The organism is Rickettsia fournieri (assembly GCF_900243065.1).
Lineage (GTDB): Bacteria > Pseudomonadota > Alphaproteobacteria > Rickettsiales > Rickettsiaceae > Rickettsia > Rickettsia rickettsii.
Window position 1 is genome coordinate 134,528 of the sequence record NZ_LT978483.1, and the last position, 20,049, is coordinate 154,576.

Below are 20,049 nucleotides of genomic sequence, written 5' to 3' on the forward strand. Positions count from 1 at the left end.
TTTTTTTATTATATACTAAACTGATAAATTATAGAAACCTAGATGAATAAAGAAACAAAAATTGTTATAGCAATTTCTGGAGCTTCAGGAGCAATATACGGTATTCGTTTGCTTGAAGTACTAAAGCAACAAAATATCGAAACTCATTTGGTTATTTCAGAGGGAGCAGCTCTTACTATAAAGCTCGAAACTCAATATTCTATAGATGAAGTTAAGCTACTGGCTAATGATTATTATGACGATAAAGATTTAGGTGCTACTATTTCAAGCGGCTCTTTTAAAACTTCAGGCATGATAATAGCCCCTTGTAGTATGAAGACCTTAGCCAGTATTGCTCACTCAATGGAAGATAATTTAATTAGTAGAACAGCAGGTGTTGTACTTAAAGACAGAAGGAAACTTATTTTAATGACCCGTGAAACTCCTTTGCATATCGGACATTTAGAAAATATGTTAAAAGTAGCGAGTTACGGCGGCATTATATCGCCGCCCGTGCCGGCTTTTTATAATAACCCTGTAAGTATAGATGATATAGTTAATCATTCTATTACTAGAGTTTTAGATTTTTTCGATATCGAAACTAATTTAATTAAACGCTGGGATAGTTATGAGCAATAAAGCATCAACTTTACTATTAAAACTTGCATTTAAAAAAGCCCGTAATATCATTAATAAATATTTTTCACCGGAAGAAAGTTTAGTAGATAAATTAATCGCTGAACGTAGAAATGAAGCAAAGTAATGAATAATGTAAAATGTTCTGTTTTGGGCTTTGTTGTGTGGATCGGTTTTAACGTCATTGCGAGGAAATGACATAAGTAATTGACGAAGCAATCCAGTAAAAATTCTGATTTACAGAATTTTTTTATCACCACGCAGCCTACGGCTGCTTGCAATGACGACTCGGTATCCTTTCAAACCATATAATAATTTAACAAACAACAATGGCACGTAATAAAATAAATAACGAAACAAATATATTAGCTGATAACAAAGATAATTTACCTATATCAAGGGTTTTACCTTCAAATGTTCAAGCAGAGCAAATGCTACTTGGGGCGATTTTAACCAATAACGAATTACTAAATTACGTATCGGAATTTTTACGTGATGAACATTTTTTTGAACCTATTCATCAAAAAATCTATAAGGCAATTGAGAAAATTACTGAAAAAGGGCTGACAGCTACACCTATTACTTTACGTAGTATGTTAACTCAAGATGAACTATTTCAAGAAGTAGAAGGAGCGGCGTATTTAGCAAAATTGATAACTATGTCAATGATGGTAATAAATCCGGTTGATTATGGTAAAATAATATATGATTTAGCAATAAAGCGTAATTTAATAAATATCGGTGAAGAAGTAGTAAATAATGCCTATAATTCTTCATTAGAAGTTGAAGCAAAGGAACAGATTGAACATGCCGAAGCTAAACTTTACGATTTAGCTAGCGAAGGTTTGAATGAAAAAAGTTTTACCAAAATCGGTATATCTATTTCAGAGTCACTAGCTAGTATTAATAGGGCTATGAAAAATAATGATCATATAATCGGTATATCTACCGGTTTGATTGATCTAGATAATAAATTATGCGGCTTTCATAATTCCGATCTTATAATTCTTGCAGGACGTCCGTCGATGGGTAAAACGGCATTTGCTATAAATCTTGCACTTAATGCCTGTAATAATATGCGCCTTAAAAATATTAGAGATAATCAAGAAATTCAGTCAGTAGGTTTTTTCTCTTTAGAAATGTCCTCAGAACAGCTAACCACACGTCTACTTTCAATGTGTGCAGAAATTGATTCTACTTCTCTTCGTACGGGGATTCTAGGTGAAGAAAAATATAACCGTCTTCGCAAGGAAGCAAATACTTTATCGGAATTACAATTTTTTATCGATGATACCCCTGCTCTATCTATTTCCGCTATAAGAACAAGAGCTAGAAGAATGAAACGCAAGCATAATCTCGGTATATTATTTATTGATTATTTACAATTAATTAGAGGAGTAAGTAAATCTGAAAATAGAGTTAGCGAGATTTCAGAAATAACCCAAGGTTTAAAAGCAATAGCAAAAGAGTTAAATATTCCGGTTATTGCGTTATCTCAGCTTTCAAGAGCGGTAGAACTACGTGAGGATAAAAAACCTATGCTATCCGATCTTCGAGAATCGGGAACTATAGAACAGGATGCTGATATAGTAATGTTTATTTATCGTGAAGAATATTATTTAACTAGAAAAGAACCGGCAGCAGGCGATGCTAAACATGCCGCATGGTTAGATAAGCTCAACAAAGTATATAATATTGCCGATATAATTGTTGCAAAACATCGTAACGGACCAGTTGGAAATGTTCCGCTTTATTATGATAGTCAATTTTCTAAATTTGGTAATTTGGAGACAAGAACTTTTAACTCTAATTAAATCAGAATTGTTTTACGTCATTATTGCGTGGATACCAAATCGTCATTGCGAGCGAACGTTAGTGAGCGTAGCAATCTCAGGAATTTTTCCTGAGATTGCTTCGTCAGTTACTTCATACCTTCCTCACAATGACTATGTTTATCTTTTATTTTTTTCTGTCCATCCTATTGCTTTATCAAGCATCTCATTATTATTGTTCCTATAAAGCCACATCTCATTATCAGGAATGAACTTACCGGGCTTTATTATTATAGTACCGTCACTTAATGTTAAAACTTGTATCTGTTTTCCTGCATATTTCTTCCCCATGGATATTTGCCCGTTATTTCCTACATGTTTGATTGTTTCTATATTATTTCCTATTATCATAATATACAAAATTCCTATTTTTCAATATTACTAGTATATGTATAAATAATAAATAGCCTTATTATTTAGTTACTATATTAACAAGTTCATAGCCCATTATAAGCATTTCGACAATTACGCATATAATAATTAGATATTGTTTTTGTAATTCAAGATAAAGGGACTGTTGCGAGATAATTTTTAATAGTAAAATGAGAGGAAAACAGATAAATAAATATTTAGCTCTGTCCAAATATTTTTAAAAAGAAATTCTGTTTAATATTGAGATAAAATTTATTCAATAGTATAGTAATTTAATAGAGATTTGTTTACAGAGTTAGGATTTTTATTAACAAATTTCTCTAAGCTATTAAAGTTGTTAAAACCACTAATCGTTTTAAATTAAAACATATGGCATTCATAAATTCAGAGAATTGATTTTTGGCAATTCCTATATATCTAACCCGTTTATTATCTTTTGAAAATACCCTCTCAAAAGGTGCTCTGATTTTCGTATAATATTTATCAAGGTCAAAATTCTTATCTTTCATATTATTTTTCTTTATTGAGCAAAGATGGAACCCCTTTTTAGCTGCTGCATTCTTGGCAGAGATTGTACAATAACCTTTATCAACATATGTAGCACCGGAGCTTGGCATAACATGCTTAAAACCTTTGCTATCAGTAACATTTGCAGGGGTAACTGCAACCTTATTGATCATTCCTGATTGAATATCGACACTCACATGTTTTTTATAACCATACCAAAATTTATTTGCTCCCTTACAGCCAATTTTAGCTTGTTTATCCTTTACAACCTTAGGCAGAGTCTCATTATTCAATTTATCATATTTTTGTGTTCTTAGTTTATCACGTTCCTCCCAAAGATTAGCTTTTGAGATTAAATGAGAAGCATCTACAAAGGTAAATACTTCACCCATATAGCCTTGTGCTCGTAGTTGATCTCGGAATTTTACAAATATTTTTGATAGTAAATTAGTGCCTATTTTTTTACGTATTTTACTAAATACACTATAATCAGGCGTCTTCTCTGTAAGAGCAAAATCACAAAACCATTTTGCCGCTGTGCTATCAGCTAAATAACGTTCCAATTCCCGATCCGATAAGTCTTCCATAAATTGCAGCAGCAAACATTTAAACAGCCTCACTATACCATAGCCTTTATAGTTAGCTTCGCATTCTACTGCTAATAACTCAGCTTCAACTGCTTTAAAATTGAATAAACTTTTGAATTTACGATATTGATGATCCACACTTATTAACTCATCTAAACTTACCATTATCATTTGATACTCAGACATATGAACATATTTTTTGTTTTTTTTAATTATACCTGCTATCCTCTCATCTCGCAACAGTCCCATAGTATCAGGAGGAACTGCATATTTAGTAACTACTAAATTTCCAAGATATTTAACTGTCACAGGTGCCAATAACGTTACAATACAAGATTGTGATGTTAGTGTTTTAGGAAAAGCTAAAGATCCTGACAATTTAATGGAAAAAATGACAAAAAAGAAATAGATTCCTAAGACATTAGGTACAAATGGATATCCTGTTGTACCTAAGGGTTAGGACTTGAGAAGCTTATTGAGCTCAGAGATAGAAAGGCCTGTAATACGCGATACTTCAGGAATGGAGTAATTATTAGAAAGCATATTTTTAGCCACTTCTATAGTTCTCTCGTGCTTTCCTTCATTTCTACCAATCTGCATGCCTTCATTTCTACCAATCTGTATACCTTCTTCTTTCCAATGATGAGCAAGACTAGTCATAAGTTTTTCTCCTTGTTCGGTATTAAGACGCGACTTTAATATTTTTTCTAACTCTATTTTATCAGATTTTTCAATTTTAATCAATGTATAGGTTAATATTAGCTCTAGGTAATCAATACCAATATTTAACTTAGCAAATTCAGGTAATAGGTCAGCTACTTCATACCATCTCTTAAGTAAATCTCTTTCGTGAATATGCTTCATGAAGAATTGCAGTATTCCCGCCCAAGCTTTTTGCTTTAATTCATCATCAGGAATATCATGAACATTTACTACCTGATGGTCTTTAGTCCAGATATCTTGCATTAGCTCTTTATGCTGGCACAACTCCCAAAGATTCTTTGGAGCGTTATATTTCTTTGTGCCATTATAAAATACTAGTGGATATACAAAAGGCAAATGTTTAGATTTAGGATTAAGAGTTAAATGCCTTGCGGCAATATCCGTCATATACTTAAAGAGCCTAAAAGCCATGAAGTGATCAGGAGTACTTTGATGTTCTAGAAGAACCCAAAGATATCCAGTATCATCTTTAAACTTAGCTGAGAATAGGATATCAGATATAGAGTGCTTTAGATCTGCTTCAACAAAGCTTTCTTTTTCCATCTTCAGAGTATGAGATGAAAACATAGCTTTAATTTCTTTTGGCAAATGCATCTCAAAGAACTCTTTAGCAACTATTGGGTTCTCTAGAGCTTTGCGAATAATGGCATCATGTCTTGGACGTTCGGAAGTAGCACCAGCATCGCTATCTGTACTTAATTCTGTTTGCTGTTGCCTCTGATTAAGCTTTTTGTTAGTCATGCTTGCAAATCCTTAAAATCTCATAGTCATTGTATGTTCTAACTCTCTTTCTAGACGTAGCTCTTTGACTTCTGCTTTTACCTTTGCAAATGTGGTAGCTATTTGCTTCTCATCTACAAAGCTTGGTATATTATTTTGCATCTCATGCTTCATATATTTAAGCGGACATGTATATTTCTTAGTGCCTACCATTACGTGCTCATCATCTAATAGCTGCTTGATATTCTCATTATGATGATCGACATAATGCTGCTGACATGTTTTACTTAAATTATTAAGCACGTTTCGACTATCATTAGAGTTAAATTGATCGAGTATATCTTGGTCATTTAATATACCATTTTTTTGAGCATATACTACCATATTATGCATATTTGTAATTAGCGTATTTTGCTCTATAGTCTTAGCATTTGAAATAGCAGATAATATACTGTTTCCATATTTCTCTGGATATTTAAGCTTGCCATCAAGAGACTTAAAGAACTCATGTTCACGACTAATTGCAGTTAACATTTCATCGGTAGTTTTGGCATCTACTTTATCTTGTCTGATCTTCTGATGCTGAGTCTCTAACTGATGACGCTCTAAACTGCTATCAAAATGCTTATAGGTCGCTGCTAAGTCCTTACTATCTTTCAGCTGAGTTAGTATATCTGCAGTGGCGAAGACATTATTACGCTCTACTGCTGCCACCACATCTTTTAATTTAGGTAAAAGTTCTTGTTCTTTGTATTCAAGAGCTTGCTCTGCTAGATCCATAAATTCATAATTAAATGTTGTGTATTTAATATTACCATTTTGAGCTACAAAAAACTTTTGATCTTTCTTTAGAGCTACAAATACCTCGGATACTGTCTTAGCTATCAATATATCTTGTTTGATTCGCTCCGTATGTGCTACTAAGGTCTTGCGTTCTGTTTCTCTTTCAATATCGGCAAGTCTTGTCTGTTCTAGGCGTTTTTGACGTTCCGCATAAACCTTATGGCTAGTAGCAACTAGCTCGTATGATTTTTGCTCCCAAGCTTTAAGAGTGCAATGTGCTTCATATACTGAATTTGCAATCTGATTTTTGTCAGTAGTATCTAGCACATATCTACCATTCCATTCCGAGATAGTACTATACACATCTCGTGCTATCTCTTTGTGGTGACTATCAGGTAAATAATGAATATTAGTGCCAAGCTGAGTTGAATGCAGAATAGATACATCACGAACGATATTTTCATACAAAGTTACTTTGCCGTGCGATTCACCATAGTTTTTAATCATTAACTCCAAGTAGTCGCGATATACTTCATGCGTCCCTGCTATTCCGCCATATTCTAACGCTTTTTTCTCGTATAGATTTTGAGTATCATCTATTAACTTAGCTCTATGCTCTATAGTCTCAATATCAGAAGTATTGTTGCCATTATTTAATTCCTTGATACTCTCACTTAAACGCTCATCGCGAGTTGCAAGACTAGTTAATATATCTTGATACATTGGTGAGTTATATTTTAAGTAATCATGTGCTACGCTTCCCTTACCTGTTACCTCTAAATACTTAACGTAATTACTTGATTCTTCTGCACTAAAGAAAGTGGCAGCCTTAAACTCATTATTAGCCACTAAGCCTGTGATTTTCTCTTCATTTACTATCTTGCCTTTAAATACTTCCTGCCAAATATTACGCTCAACTAACCACTGCGAAGCATCTGAAGCGTTAGTACTCTGTAGTACGTTTTGTATTTGCTGAATATCTAAATGAGCAGCGCTAACATTTTCTATTGCCTCTTTTACATTTGCAATGGTCATACCATCAGGTAATCTATCTGCTAAATCCCACTTCTCAGGTAGTAAATCTTTGTGGATACTACCATTAAACTTCAATGTCGTTGGATCAATGACACTTACAAAGCCTATATGATCGTTTGCTTTGTTGAGCTTATCTTTAATTACTTCTGCAGCTTTAAAGCCCGGCTGATCATTATCGGGCCATATTATTACGTCCCGCCACTGCAATTGACCCCAGTTTACTTTATCAGCAGCATTACTGCCTCCTATCCATGATACGACATTATAGTCAGGTAGTATTTTAGATGCAGCAATCGCAGCTTTTTCACCTTCTACTATCAATATAGTCTTACTACTGCAAATAGCTTTCTCTATACCAAAGATAGGCTTATTGCCCTTGTCAGTAAATCCTTTAAGACGCCAACTATACTCGTCTTTTGCAGCATTGTAGCAATAGGTAACAGGTAGCGTCTGTTTCTTGCCATCTTCTTTGCCTACAAAACGCACTACATATCCAAGTAACTTGTCATTAGCATCTTTGTAAGCATAGACCGCCTCTAATGTATTATGCTGCATCATGCCCTTTAGATGCTTGTTTGGATCAAAGATGTCAGAATTAGTAATTTTGTCCTGAGCAACTATCCACTCATTTTCTGGCTTCTGCTGTGTTTGTTCTTGCGTCTGCTCTTTATTTACTCTGCTAATGCGATAATCGTAACTATTTGATTCCGCTCTTAGCTGTGCTAGCTCAGCAACAATCTCAAGTGATTGACGTTTGCTCACTACAGCTCCTTCTGCTACAAAACCAAAGATATTACCGCCTTTCCCACTACTATGACGTATCCACGTCCCTTTGTTTAGGTTCATGCTAAGGCTGCCCATACTGATCTCAGAGCCACTTCTCTTTATAGCTCCGGCGACGCCTCTAATAGATGCAGCATATTGCCTAAATATTTTCTCTATATCGCTGCTTGTTAGAGCTTCCTGCACATCTTTAAATCTTAAAGATGGTACTTTAGTGCGTTCTTTTCTGCGATTACTACTATTCGTGATGTTACTGCGAGTAGTACCAGCACTAACATCGCGATTAATAGCCTGATGAGTAGCATGAGCTTTAACAACTTTCTCTTGAGATTCTGCGGCTTGCTGCTCTTGCTCCTTAGAATATCTCTCATACTCTACAGCGTACTCCTCATAAGTAGCATTTAGTCTTGTGTATTGCTCGTTCTGACTGTTGTAGTACTCACAAAGCAAATCTTGTACTTCATCACTCTCTATTAAAGACTTAAAGCTCTTGATATTTAAGCCGCTACCTGCCTGCATTGTCTTTAAATTACTTAAGAACTTCTCTTCTGCCTTACTTGCTTTTAAAGACCCAAGAACATTTAATTCCTCTTTAAGCACTACTATTTTCTGTTCTTGCTCTTTAATTAAATCAGCCTCCTTAATCTCTTTTAGCCTTGCCATACTTTCCTCATACTTTAGAAGCTGCTGCCCTAGTTTACCCACCTGCTCTATAGATTTACGACGGCTAGAGCTTACTCCAAATATAGTGCCTAAACCAATGCCAGCAAGCTTCCCAAGGTGTGATGGATTAGACTGAACACGCGCAATTAATTCTTGCACATCTATATTAGAGTTAGCCGCTTTAACTGCTTCCCACTTCTCTATTACTGCTGATCCTTGCTGCTCGTAAATACGCCCCAAGTAATGAGGAAATAATGTTCGAACAAAATTACCGGTAACTTGCTCTTCTTGTTTTAAATCACTTAAATATTGCTGGCTCTCAAGCAAATCACTTCTCTTAAGCTCTACTAATTCCTTGTTATCAAATATATAACTATCTATTGATGAAAGATCCTTTTGAATTCTTCTATTTAACAAGATCTCACCACTAGTATCACGAGCAAGCAGCATTAAATCTTGATATGCCTTACAATTACTTATTGTGCTTTTCTCGGTAATATCATGTAAATAATACTTGTATGTATCATGACCTGCATGTTTACGGAGCGTCTCATAGTTAATATTTAACTGAATAGTACGCTCGCCCATTAATACAGCATTACTCGTAAATGTAGTATTCTCTTGGATTAATTTAAGGTTTGTTGAAATTTTATTGACTGTTGCGTTTAAGCTTCCTTTATATTGCTTTAATTGCTCTTTAATCTGACCAATCTGCTCTTCTAACTGAGCTTTCCGATCTTCTGACTTGCTAAAATTCTTCTCACGTACTAAAGCTCTCATTGCAACCTTGCTTTCCGTAACTAACTTACTCTCAGCTTTCTTTGTAAGAATTAACTTCTTAAATTCATCTGCATTCTCAGTATCAACCACATTAGAGTAACTGGCACAAATAACTGAAGCGTAATCTCTTAAAACCTCTTTTTCTAATTTTAGCTCCTCAAAGATTTCTTTAAGATTTTCAAAGGCACTTTCTTTTAAACAAACAGCGATGATTTTGCTTTGATCTTTGCTATCAAGCTCTTTGAAGTTAATGTGAGCCTTGCCGTCAGTATATGTAACACCTTTTATTGCTTTTAGCTTAGTGCTTTCTTGCGTCCTACTATATGCACTCTCTGATTTCTCACCCTTTGCATCACGCACAATATTCTCAATAACGTATTTAAAGCTGTCTTGTGCCTCAGACAGAGCAATACTATATGGATCAATCTTTAAATCTTTGATATTTAATTCTAATTCAAAATCAATAGCAGGGCTTGCATCGTCTAATTTAATTCTCTTTAAATTAGTAGCTTGACTTAGAATTTTGCTATGTAAGCTTGTAATATTACCAACAGACTCGATATCTCTCTTCCATTCTCGCATCTTGCCGTGACACTCAAATACTCGCACCCGCGCTTCTAAATACTCCTTAATGATTGACTGGTTACCGTCTAAGACACCATCGCTCCTATAGTCTATTGCAAAGCTATTATTAGCTCGTCTGCTGACTGCAAGAGTTAAGCCGATTAACCAATTAGGCACTTCTTTTGGGATATGCTTTTGATATGTTGTTCCATCCTCATTCTTAATCGTTTGAGGCAGCATTTCATAGCTGTTAATCTTAAACTGATTTCTCACTTTCTCTACGTCACTATCAAGACGCTGATACACTATGTTTTCTAGCTCTTTTGCGGATGCATGAAGCTTAACCTCCTGTCTATGACGTGACATGAGAACCAAAAACGCCTCATATCCAATAGAGCGGTCAAAATATACATGCATGCGGTCCACCGTCTCGCCTTGCAACTTGTAACCAGTTAAGGCGTATCCATGATTTAACTTCACTCGTCTCTTATTGTTAAATGCATCTAAAAAAGTATTAATCTCAATTATATCCTTATTGCCATCTGCTTTATGGACTAATACCCGTAAAACCCCATCACCTTTACTATTTGCTCTTCCTCCAAAAGGATTTACTGATAATATTGTACCAACTTCACCATTACTAATACCGTATCTTAAACTATTCTCTTCAAATACTATTTGATCGCCTTTCATTAGAGGTAGCATTCGCCCGCCACTGCTAATTTGTACTTCAGCTCCTTTTAATGCTCCGCTATTTTTTAGCTCATTTCTTACTCGGCTATTAAACTCAGCTACCTTCTCATTTGTATATGCTCCAATTGCTATACTTCTTATAGCTATTAAATCATCTCTCTTAAGACTATCCATCTGCTCAGTATATTCCTTAGCAAATAACGTAACTAAGCTAGTTTTAGCCTCTTCTTCATTATCTTGAATGTTAAATACGTCTAGTTTTCTGTATATCTCGATGGCATCAACCATCTCAAAGCGTCCCATAGCTTCAGTTGCTTGTCTGTATTCTAACCGCTCTTGTCTTCTTACTTCAGTAAGTTTAACTCCTCCTGCAATCTTACGAGCTTTGTTAAATGCACCAGTCATACCAACAGCTGTAAACTGGTTGTTATCGCCGACTAATACTAATTTAGCCTTAGCCCTTAAGACTTCATGTGCTAAATAGTCCATATTAGCAAGCTCTATCATACTTGCCTCATCGGCAATCAGTACTGTTTTGCTATCAAGTACATCAGAGCGTAAAAAGTTCAATACCGAGTCACAACCAATAGATTTTAAATATTCCTCCTCCTCATAATATTTACTGCTTAAATCTATCTTAAACTCTCCTCCTTTGGATTCTACGATTTTCTTACGAAGTAAACTCGTATTATCTGCCTTAATTCCAGCATTGCGACTTAAGACCTTAGCAGATACACTGCTTGGTCCAGTACCTACTACCTTAAATCCTGCCGCTTTGTACTGGCGTACTATCTCTCGCATCACGAAAGTCTTACCTGCTCCGGGATTCCCTTCAAGTACACTAATGTCAGATCCGTTGCAGACAGACAAAATCGCTTTAATTTGCTCATCACTGAACTCATGAGCCTTACTACCTACTCCGAGCAACCTATCTTTAAAACTCTTATTCTCACCAATATTGTTGTTGCTAATATCAAGATTATGCTCTTCTTTTGTGTTTAATTCCTCTATAGCAGATACGTATCTCAGCTCTAAATTCACTCTGGATTTTAATGCATATAGCGTTCTCCCAGTCAAATCTTTCTGATCCATCAGCTCTATCTTGTCAGATACCAAAAGCTGATTGTAAAGACTTAAAAACTCCTCACCATATTCTTTGTTTAAATGCTCGATAGCTGGGTTGTTAGATGCGATGTTTGTTTGGTTACTATCTGTATTTTGCTCCTTGGTTCCTGCAGTAATTGCTACTGCATCATTTGCTATATTTTGCGCTACATTTTCACCGCCTACTTGCTCCCGCACAAGACCTTTGCCAAACGCTCTAATAGCTTCTTGCTCCTTTGCAATATCACTACCTTTTGAAACTAAATGCACCATCAATGCATCCGATAATGCTATAGCAATATCCTCTTTAGTAAACACTGGCTTTGTATATGAAATACGACCAAATACTATTTCAGGATTCTCATATATCTTCTTTGCATTCTCAGCTATAATCTCTTTGTTTTTTGCCTCAAGCTCAGTTGCTTTCATGTAATGTGCAGGGCCTTTATGATGCGTTGGCTCTTGATCTAGTCCGAGCTCCTTGAATGACTTAGCAGTTACTCTGAAAGGTAACCCTGCTTTCTCATATACTTTGTTGATTTCAATTTCGCATTGATGTCTTAAACCATGCAAAAATCTTTTGCTTATTAATTCTCTATCTTTGACTTTTGCAAATATTACCTCACCATTCTCTAAACGTTCTAATCTTCTTTCTAAAAACTGAAAATGTACATGCGGATTATCAGGATTATCATAATGTATATTGACGTCACATACTAAACCGCGTGCCACTATATTCTTTTGTACAAATTCCTCTACTAATCTAATATTTTCTTCCTTACATATTTCCCTAGGTAAGGCGAATTCTATACCTCTTGCAATAGTAGCATCATCTCTTTTTTCTCTTGTTTCTGCCGCGTTCCATAGTTGTGCTCTATCTTGCAACCATGCTACATCTTCAAAGCCTTCAGGCACAAATATCTTGCTGTATTCCACTCCTTTCTTTTTAGCAAAATCATAAGTAATACTCATCGCTTCGCCACTCTCATGATCAATAGTGCTATATACTAATTTACTTGCTGCAATATATGCAGCTGTAGTCACCGCATTTTGCCCCTTACTTCTTTGTATACATGAACCATGAAAATGATATGATGCCATCTATTTTAATGATTATTCTAAAATTATTACTCTAAAGATATTTTTCCTACTCACTGAGCGCATGACATTTTGTGTAACAAAATGTCCCAGTGCGCTCTTACGAGAATCTTACTACTACATCATATTTTACTATCTTTTACAATCTCTTTTTCATTACACATTTCTAGAGGGTTTTAAGGGGGCTTGCTGCCCCCTTAAATGAACCCCCGCAATATCTGTAAAAGAAATATGTGTGATACTTGTTTTTGTTTGACTGCATGCCTCTTTTGTTGGTATACTCATATAGTGTTATATGTCCAAAATTGGATTAAACTTTTGAAGTATGAGGAATCATGGCAACTAAAGCTCTGGCAACAGCTACTAAACTTGCTAATTTACAGCAACTTAAAAAAGAACGTATTGCTAAAATAGAAGCACAATTAGAACATCAGCAATCTCAGTTACTTCAAAAACGTAAAGAAGAATTGTTTAATATCGTTAAAGCATGTAATGCTCTAACGATTGATGATAGATTGCTAATAGGATTTCTAAAGTTTGTAAAAGATGCCAGTAATAAAAATCATCCTTTTTTAAATGAATTAAAAGAGGTACATAAGAAATCTAAGATGCCCAGTAAACCAAAATCAGGAAACATCAAAACTGATTAAACTAATTACAAAGAAATTGTGGTATACTCGTATGCAATTACAAAAAGCAGCTACTTTTGATCGCAAAGCTGATGCACGAAAAAAGATCATGTTAGGTGGATTATTCGTGAAAGCTGGTCTTGATTATCTGCATCCTGATAATGCTCATATTCTTTACGGAATGTTACTTGATTGTAAGGAGCAGCTTATTACTAATCCGAAGATTATAGATAAATGGAAAAGTAAGGGTAGAGAATTATTATTCTCTAAACTGTAAATGATTATTTTAGAAAAGAATTTTGATTTTTTATGTATTGGCTTCTTTTAGTTATAGCAGGTATCTTTGAAATAGCTTTTATTATTGCATTAAAACATTCTGATGGCCTTACAAAACTAGTACCAACATTATTTTTTATTTTATTTGAAATATTAAGCTTATTCTGCCTTGCTAAAACATTAAATAAAATCCCTATAGGTACAGCTTATACTGTATAGACTGGTATAGGTGCTGCAGCTGCTGCACTTCTATCGATAATTGGTCTTAAAATATCCTAAAAGACAATAGTTAAAAGCTATATTAATTAACATACTTATACTTATGAACCCATCAATAAACACAGAAAGACCAAAGCTCAAGCTTAATTTTGGATCAAAACCACTCATCCTAAATACTAATGCAAGTACATTAGTTGCAGGTTCGGCTCTTAAGAAAGTGGTGGTCTTTGAAAAATCTAAAAGTGATGTCAAGGATGTAGGTAATTCACCTGCAACATCTGACAAAAATGATGAGGCTATAGGTACTGCTAAAACCAACAACAAGACGGTAAAGCAGAGTAAAAAGCAAGAGACTACTGTAAGTAACAAAAAAGCTGAAAGTAATAAAAAGGTAGTAGCAAATCCTGAGGAAATCTTAAAGGAAAAGATTAAGAGACGTAAGAAAGAACATTTTAGCATCCTGACTAAATTAAAGGCTGATTTTCCAACCATGTTCTCAGAAGAAGTTAAGCCTCTTGCTATAGGTATAGATCTTGAACTAAAGAAAGTATTAAATGGTGAGTTTACAAATGCTCAATTAAGTAGATTTTTCCATAGATATTGTGGTAGTTTTAAGTATAAAGAAAAACTGGTAGAAGGAGCTCAGAGATTTAATCTTGATGGCTCGCCAGCAACTTTAGTTACAGCGAAAGAAGTGCCAGTGATAGTAAGAAAACCAAGATTTAACAAGAAATCTCGTGATGCTTCGGATACTACTTCAACTGTTAGCAATGAAATAGAACCAACGCAATGAATGAAAAAGATATTAGTATTAACAAGGAAGCAGATTTAAATATAAATAGCGACACTTCCGAGCGTCCAAGGCATGATGAATTATTTAAAAAGGTCATGAGTGAACCTGTAGCTGCTCGTGAGTTTCTAGAGCATTATTTGCCAGTTTCGTTTAAGAACAAGATTAATCTTGATAGTATTAAAATAGAGAAAGAAAGTTTTGTTACTGAGGATTTACGCAAAAGACTTAGTGATGTGGTTTATTCTGTTTCTTTAAAAAAGAATAATATTAAAGATAGTACTACTGCTGATAATGTAGAAAATGATAAAGCTTACGTATACGTTCTGATCGAGCATCAGTCTAGTAGTGATTACTGGATTGCCTTTAGACTGTGGCAATATATGCTTTTGTTATGCGAAAGGCATAAGGACGTCAATAAAAACAAAAGTAATAGCACAGAAAAAAAAGATAACAAGCTTCCGCTAATCTGTCCTATAGTGGTATATGCAAATGATAAGCCTTATAATGCTCCGAGAAACTTTTGGGAGTTATTTGAAGATAGCAAGACTGCTAAAGAATTAATGGGTGATGAGTATTTACTTGTTGATTTACAACAACAAAGTGATGATGAGATAGAGCAAAAGAAGCATCTTGGTATGATGGAGTATATGCTTAAACATATCAAAGCTCGTGATATCTTAAATCTATGGCAAAGCCTACTTGAGAAGTTTGAGAGCAGTATTGAGATAGATAAGGAAAATGGCTACATTTACATTAAGTGGTTATTGTGGTATAGTGATGCTAAGGTATCTGAAGATAAACAAGTAGAACTAGCTAAGATTATAGCTAGCTACTTAAAAAAAGAAGATCAAGAGGGACTTATGAGAACTATTGCTGATAAATATATTGATGAAGGTATTGCTCAAGGCTTGCAGATTGGCAGAAACGAAGGCATGCAGATTGGGGAAGCTAAGAGAACCATGGAAGTAGCCAAAAATATGTATAATGCTGGCTCTGATATTTCTTTTATATCTAAAGTTACAGGGCTTTCTATCCAAGAGCTCAACACTCTTCTTAAACCTAAATCCTAACTATTCTTTCTAGAAAGTAGTATATTCTACTTTCCATTTGTATTTCTTAATTAATTTAATTTTTTGTACTTACTACTTGCTACTTGCTTCTTTTGCTCTAATACGCTCTTAACTCTTTGGTTTAATTCTTCTCTTCTTTTTTTGTAACAAATTCTATTGTCTTGATTTAATATTTCTTCTTCTGCCTTAGCGTTTAAATTAGATTCTTGAGTATTGTAGTTTCTGTAATCTTGGAATTTTTGATTTTGTGATTTCATTTCTAGAAGACCTAAAGGATAATTTAATTGCACTCTATCTTAAATCTTATGTTTGGTCAAAAGCTATTCTAAATACAAAGTAAAATATATCTGTACGGAAAACACTTGTTTTCCGACATCTTATAAAATTAAGCTTGAGAGAAACAAATGTTATTATAATTCAGTGACTGAATCATATTCCAAATAATTATATTTCTCGAAAAATTCAGGCTGGCATCGTCAAGTTAAGGGAGGTATAAATTAAGCAATGGGAGATTGAAGCAGAGTTAAATGTACAATTATCATCCCTCCTAACTAAAAGAAAAGAAGAGATATTTAATATCTTTAATAAATTTTCTGCTGTCGATATTGACGATAAATTACTAATCGGATTTCTAAAATTTGTCACTAATAAAGATAATAAAGACCATCCTATTATTAAGGAGTTTTTAAATATCTCCAATAAGTCTAAATTACGTAAAAATACTAACTAACAAGAGATGCATATGAACACAATGGCAACTACTGGAAAATCTAAGCTGAAACTTAATTTGACAGCAAAACCATTAACTCTTAATGCTAATTCTTTAATGCAAGGTCCTGCTCTTAAGAAAGTTGTAGTCTTTGAAAAACCTAAAAGCGACGTCAAAGATACAGGTAATTCACCTGCCACATCTGATAAAAAAGATGCGTCTATAGGTACCACTCAAGCCAAAAGCAACGATACAAAAAAGAGTAAAAAACAAGAGGCTGTATCGAGTAACAAAAAAGCATCAAATCAAAAGGTAGTAGTAAGTCCTAAAGAAATATTAAAAGACAAGATGAAAAGACGCAAAAAGGAATATTTTAGTATCTTAACTAAGTTGCAAACCGATTATCCGGAAGTGTTCTCTGAAGAGGTTAAGCCTCTTGCCATCGGTATAGATCTTGAACTAAAGAAAATATTAAATGGGACTGTTGCGAGATAATTTTTAATAGTAAAATGAGAGGAAAACAGATAAATAAATATTTAGCTCTGTCCAAATATTTTTAAAAAGAAATTCTGTTTAATATTGAGATAAAATTTATTCAATAGTATAGTAATTTAATAGAGATTTGTTTACAGAGTTAGGATTTTTATTAACAAATTTCTCTAAGCTATTAAAGTTGTTAAAACCACTAATCGTTTTAAATTAAAACATATGGCATTCATAAATTCAGAGAATTGATTTTTGGCAATTCCTATATATCTAACCCGTTTATTATCTTTTGAAAATACCCTCTCAAAAGGTGCTCTGATTTTCGTATAATATTTATCAAGGTCAAAATTCTTATCTTTCATATTATTTTTCTTTATTGAGCAAAGATGGAACCCCTTTTTAGCTGCTGCATTCTTGGCAGAGATTGTACAATAACCTTTATCAACATATGTAGCACCGGAGCTTGGCATAACATGCTTAAAACCTTTGCTATCAGTAACATTTGCAGGGGTAACTGCAACCTTATTGATCATTCCTGATTGAATATCGACACTCACATGTTTTTTATAACCATACCAAAATTTATTTGCTCCCTTACAGCCAATTTTAGCTTGTTTATCCTTTACAACCTTAGGCAGAGTCTCATTATTCAATTTATCATATTTTTGTGTTCTTAGTTTATCACGTTCCTCCCAAAGATTAGCTTTTGAGATTAAATGAGAAGCATCTACAAAGGTAAATACTTCACCCATATAGCCTTGTGCTCGTAGTTGATCTCGGAATTTTCAAATATTTTTGATAGTAAATTAGTGCCTATTTTTTTACGTATTTTACTAAATACACTATAATCAGGCGTCTTCTCTGTAAGAGCAAAATCACAAAACCATTTTGCCGCTGTGCTATCAGCTAAATAACGTTCCAATTCCCGATCCGATAAGTCTTCCATAAATTGCAGCAGCAAACATTTAAACAGCCTCACTATACCATAGCCTTTATAGTTAGCTTCGCATTCTACTGCTAATAACTCAGCTTCAACTGCTTTAAAATTGAATAAACTTTTGAATTTACGATATTGATGATCCACACTTATTAACTCATCTAAACTTACCATTATCATTTGATACTCAGACATATGAACATATTTTTTGTTTTTTTTAATTATACCTGCTATCCTCTCATCTCGCAACAGTCCCTAAATGGACAATTTCCGAATAATCAATTAAATAGATTTTTCCATAGATATTGTGGTAGTTTTAAATATAAAGAAAAACTGGTAGAAGGAGCTAGGAGGTTTAATCTTGATGGCTCTCCTGCAGCTTTAGTTACTGAAAAAGAAGTGCCAGTCATAGTTAAGAAGCCTAAAAATGTTGCTAATGCCGCAAAAACTGTTAGCAACGAAATAGATCCAAAGCAATGAATGAAAAAGATATTAGTAGTAGCAAGGAAGAAGACTTAAGTACAAATAGCGATGCTAGTGACACTAGCGATAATGTGACTGCTGAGCGTCCAAAACATGACGCCCTTATTCGTAAGGCTCTAGAAAATCCAATTGTTGCCAAAGAGTTCTTTTACTCATGTTATTTTGTTGTATTAATTCATGAGATGTGGCAGAAAAAGAAAGCATGTTAGAGCCATTGGAGTTTTGCATAAAATTCCTATAAGCAGACATCATACAGTTTAAGAAGAATAGTTTATACTTAGATGGTAAATTATTTTTAAATAAGCTTTTCATAAATTCAAGCTCAATAGGAACGAATAACTTAGTTCTTAAAATATGTTTCAAATTAGACTCGTGATCTAATTTAGAACTATTACTTACTTTTAAGTTAGTAGGTGAGTCTTTAATTACCGAGTACACCCTATCAGGAAGCACAGGAACTAACTTATTAGCTAAATCCATACCATTGCTTCTTTTTCTTCTAAAGACCTTCAGCAGTCCTAAAGACTCAAGTTTAGCTGTCATCTTTAGGCACCGTCAAGTTAAGTAAAATAGTATCAAAAAGTATTATATTTTTAGATTTCAGGCAGCAAGAAGTTTTTTAGTAGCTTCATCCCAAATGGATTTAGCGGATGCAAATGCAATTCTTCGCTCAGGTGCTGTTTTAGTATATTTATGGCAAATATATTTCTGACTTTGCCCATCAGTGATAATGTACATTGTGCTGAATTAGGATGCTTGAATTTAATTAATATCTTTTCTTTTCGCCTAAGTTGGCTGGTGAGCATTTTCAACACGATTATTTAATCTCTTATGAGTGCGATGCTTAGTCTTAGGACACATAAGCTTAACCGGTTTAATGTAACTCCTGAGCTTATCGGTAACAATTACTCTTGGAACTGGATAATTACCCAATAATTTTGATAAAAAGCGGATAGCTGATTTCTTGTTACGACGCTTCTGCAGTAATACTTCTAATTCATGCCCCTCAGAGTCAACGGCTCTCCATAATATAAATACTTCGCCTTTAATCTTAATATTCATCTCATCTAAATGCCATTTATCAGTTGGTTTCCGATCGCTCTTTCTAATGACATCTTGAAAATAAACTGCAAACTTGCAACACCAAAATCTTACAGTCTCATGACTTAAAATAATACCTCGATAGGCCATCTGTTCTTGAACATCTCGGTAACTATTATTGAACCGATGATATAACCATGTAAAATTTAGGCATAAATTATTACTGCTATTCTATAAATCATTCATTGCAATTGCTCAATACTTAATTTATACCTTGCTTAACTTGACGGTGCTCTTCGTACTTTAAAAAGTCTTGAATAGTCATCTCATATATCAAAGTATTAACAACTTAAAATTTGAGTTGTAAACGACTAAAAAAATCTTGTGTCTCAGGATAGAAGTAGAACGCATTATTTTTTGTTTTGGAACATTTTTGATTTTCATGGTGTCTACGAAGTTATAATTTAGTAGACATAAGAAAAAGTACTAAATATACTGTATATTAAATCGTAAAAACGTTATTAGTAGACATCTCTGTCTACTAATC

General features: G+C 34.1%; 19 protein-coding genes and 2 pseudogenes. 10 read left to right on the forward strand and 11 right to left on the reverse strand.

Annotation, left to right across the window (positions count from 1 at the left end; genetic code table 11):
- Positions 1 to 42: 42 nt before the first annotated feature.
- The gene (locus tag C4Q30_RS01795) at positions 43 to 618 is read left to right on the forward strand and encodes a UbiX family flavin prenyltransferase (protein WP_014014448.1); all 576 of its coding nucleotides are present in this window, start codon (positions 43 to 45) and stop codon (positions 616 to 618) included.
- Positions 608 to 742 (forward strand): hypothetical protein, encoded by a 135-nt coding sequence (locus C4Q30_RS10165; RefSeq protein WP_280641658.1) that lies wholly within the window; start codon positions 608 to 610, stop codon positions 740 to 742. The genes C4Q30_RS01795 and C4Q30_RS10165 overlap by 11 nt, the downstream gene beginning before the upstream one ends.
- Before the next feature lie 44 nt (positions 743 to 786).
- On the opposite strand, the pseudogene C4Q30_RS10655 reads toward C4Q30_RS10165, so the two are convergent.
- Positions 787 to 869, reverse strand: a pseudogene (locus C4Q30_RS10655) (lytic transglycosylase domain-containing protein); the annotation flags it as partial.
- Positions 870 to 944: 75 nt separating this feature from the next.
- On the opposite strand from C4Q30_RS10655, the gene C4Q30_RS01800 reads away from it, so the two are divergent.
- The gene (locus C4Q30_RS01800) at positions 945 to 2,429 is read left to right on the forward strand and encodes a replicative DNA helicase (RefSeq protein ID WP_103897028.1); all 1,485 of its coding nucleotides are present in this window, start codon (positions 945 to 947) and stop codon (positions 2,427 to 2,429) included.
- Positions 2,430 to 2,567: 138 nt separating this feature from the next.
- Here the strand turns inward: C4Q30_RS01800 and C4Q30_RS01805 are convergent, their stop codons facing one another.
- The 4 genes from C4Q30_RS01805 to C4Q30_RS01825 form a co-directional block, all read right to left on the reverse strand.
- Entirely contained in the window at positions 2,568 to 2,798 is a 231-nt protein-coding gene (locus C4Q30_RS01805; RefSeq protein ID WP_014120881.1) for a hypothetical protein, read from the reverse strand.
- Positions 2,799 to 3,139: 341 nt separating this feature from the next.
- Complete coding sequence (locus C4Q30_RS01810; protein WP_209445188.1) at positions 3,140 to 4,222, reverse strand: transposase; 1,083 nt, start codon at positions 4,220 to 4,222, stop codon at positions 3,140 to 3,142.
- Positions 4,223 to 4,369: 147 nt separating this feature from the next.
- Positions 4,370 to 5,377, reverse strand: coding sequence for an Rpn family recombination-promoting nuclease/putative transposase (locus C4Q30_RS01820; RefSeq protein ID WP_103897029.1), 1,008 nt, complete (start codon positions 5,375 to 5,377; stop codon positions 4,370 to 4,372).
- Positions 5,378 to 5,389: 12 nt separating this feature from the next.
- The gene (locus C4Q30_RS01825) at positions 5,390 to 12,862 is read right to left on the reverse strand and encodes a MobA/MobL family protein (protein WP_103897030.1); all 7,473 of its coding nucleotides are present in this window, start codon (positions 12,860 to 12,862) and stop codon (positions 5,390 to 5,392) included.
- Between the two features lie 332 nt (positions 12,863 to 13,194).
- Here C4Q30_RS01825 and C4Q30_RS01830 point away from each other — a divergent pair, with 332 nt between their 5' ends.
- From C4Q30_RS01830 to C4Q30_RS01850, 5 genes are all read left to right on the forward strand, one after another.
- Positions 13,195 to 13,509: a hypothetical protein gene (locus tag C4Q30_RS01830; protein WP_103897031.1), complete on the forward strand. Its 315-nt coding sequence runs from the start codon at positions 13,195 to 13,197 to the stop codon at positions 13,507 to 13,509.
- Between the two features lie 31 nt (positions 13,510 to 13,540).
- Positions 13,541 to 13,765 carry a conjugal transfer protein TraD gene (locus tag C4Q30_RS01835; protein ID WP_103897032.1) on the forward strand — a complete coding sequence of 75 codons (225 nt, stop codon included), beginning with the start codon at positions 13,541 to 13,543 and terminating at the stop codon, positions 13,763 to 13,765.
- A gap of 32 nt (positions 13,766 to 13,797) precedes the next feature.
- Positions 13,798 to 13,983: a DMT family transporter gene (locus tag C4Q30_RS01840; RefSeq protein ID WP_103897033.1), complete on the forward strand. Its 186-nt coding sequence runs from the start codon at positions 13,798 to 13,800 to the stop codon at positions 13,981 to 13,983.
- Between the two features lie 103 nt (positions 13,984 to 14,086).
- Entirely contained in the window at positions 14,087 to 14,776 is a 690-nt protein-coding gene (locus tag C4Q30_RS01845) for a ProQ/FinO family protein (protein WP_103897034.1), read from the forward strand.
- Positions 14,773 to 15,846, forward strand: a complete 1,074-nt coding sequence (locus C4Q30_RS01850; RefSeq protein ID WP_103897035.1) for an Rpn family recombination-promoting nuclease/putative transposase — start codon at positions 14,773 to 14,775, stop codon at positions 15,844 to 15,846. The genes C4Q30_RS01845 and C4Q30_RS01850 overlap by 4 nt, the downstream gene beginning before the upstream one ends.
- A gap of 50 nt (positions 15,847 to 15,896) precedes the next feature.
- Here the strand turns inward: C4Q30_RS01850 and C4Q30_RS01855 are convergent, their stop codons facing one another.
- Positions 15,897 to 16,103: a hypothetical protein gene (locus tag C4Q30_RS01855; protein WP_103897036.1), complete on the reverse strand. Its 207-nt coding sequence runs from the start codon at positions 16,101 to 16,103 to the stop codon at positions 15,897 to 15,899.
- A gap of 494 nt (positions 16,104 to 16,597) precedes the next feature.
- On the opposite strand from C4Q30_RS01855, the gene C4Q30_RS01865 reads away from it, so the two are divergent.
- Positions 16,598 to 17,050, forward strand: a complete 453-nt coding sequence (locus tag C4Q30_RS01865; RefSeq protein WP_245207416.1) for a hypothetical protein — start codon at positions 16,598 to 16,600, stop codon at positions 17,048 to 17,050.
- Positions 17,051 to 17,214: 164 nt separating this feature from the next.
- On the opposite strand, the gene C4Q30_RS08985 is transcribed toward C4Q30_RS01865, so the two are convergent.
- Both C4Q30_RS08985 and C4Q30_RS08990 read right to left on the reverse strand, forming a co-directional pair.
- Positions 17,215 to 17,793, reverse strand: a complete 579-nt coding sequence (locus C4Q30_RS08985; RefSeq protein WP_209445189.1) for a transposase — start codon at positions 17,791 to 17,793, stop codon at positions 17,215 to 17,217.
- Positions 17,769 to 18,227, reverse strand: a complete 459-nt coding sequence (locus C4Q30_RS08990; RefSeq protein WP_245207417.1) for a transposase — start codon at positions 18,225 to 18,227, stop codon at positions 17,769 to 17,771. The genes C4Q30_RS08985 and C4Q30_RS08990 overlap by 25 nt, the downstream gene beginning before the upstream one ends.
- Here C4Q30_RS08990 and C4Q30_RS01875 point away from each other — a divergent pair.
- Positions 18,174 to 18,458, forward strand: coding sequence for a ProQ/FINO family protein (locus C4Q30_RS01875; RefSeq protein ID WP_103897038.1), 285 nt, complete (start codon positions 18,174 to 18,176; stop codon positions 18,456 to 18,458). The genes C4Q30_RS08990 and C4Q30_RS01875 overlap by 54 nt on opposite strands.
- Before the next feature lie 105 nt (positions 18,459 to 18,563).
- On the opposite strand, the gene C4Q30_RS01885 is transcribed toward C4Q30_RS01875, so the two are convergent.
- The 3 genes and pseudogenes from C4Q30_RS01885 to C4Q30_RS01895 all read right to left on the reverse strand — a co-directional run.
- Positions 18,564 to 19,004, reverse strand: a complete 441-nt coding sequence (locus tag C4Q30_RS01885; RefSeq protein ID WP_245207418.1) for a hypothetical protein — start codon at positions 19,002 to 19,004, stop codon at positions 18,564 to 18,566.
- Positions 19,005 to 19,061: 57 nt separating this feature from the next.
- Positions 19,062 to 19,199 (reverse strand): hypothetical protein, encoded by a 138-nt coding sequence (locus C4Q30_RS01890; protein ID WP_209445191.1) that lies wholly within the window; start codon positions 19,197 to 19,199, stop codon positions 19,062 to 19,064.
- Between the two features lie 48 nt (positions 19,200 to 19,247).
- Positions 19,248 to 19,655: pseudogene (locus C4Q30_RS01895) on the reverse strand (IS6 family transposase); the annotation flags it as partial.
- Positions 19,656 to 20,049: the final 394 nt, after the last annotated feature.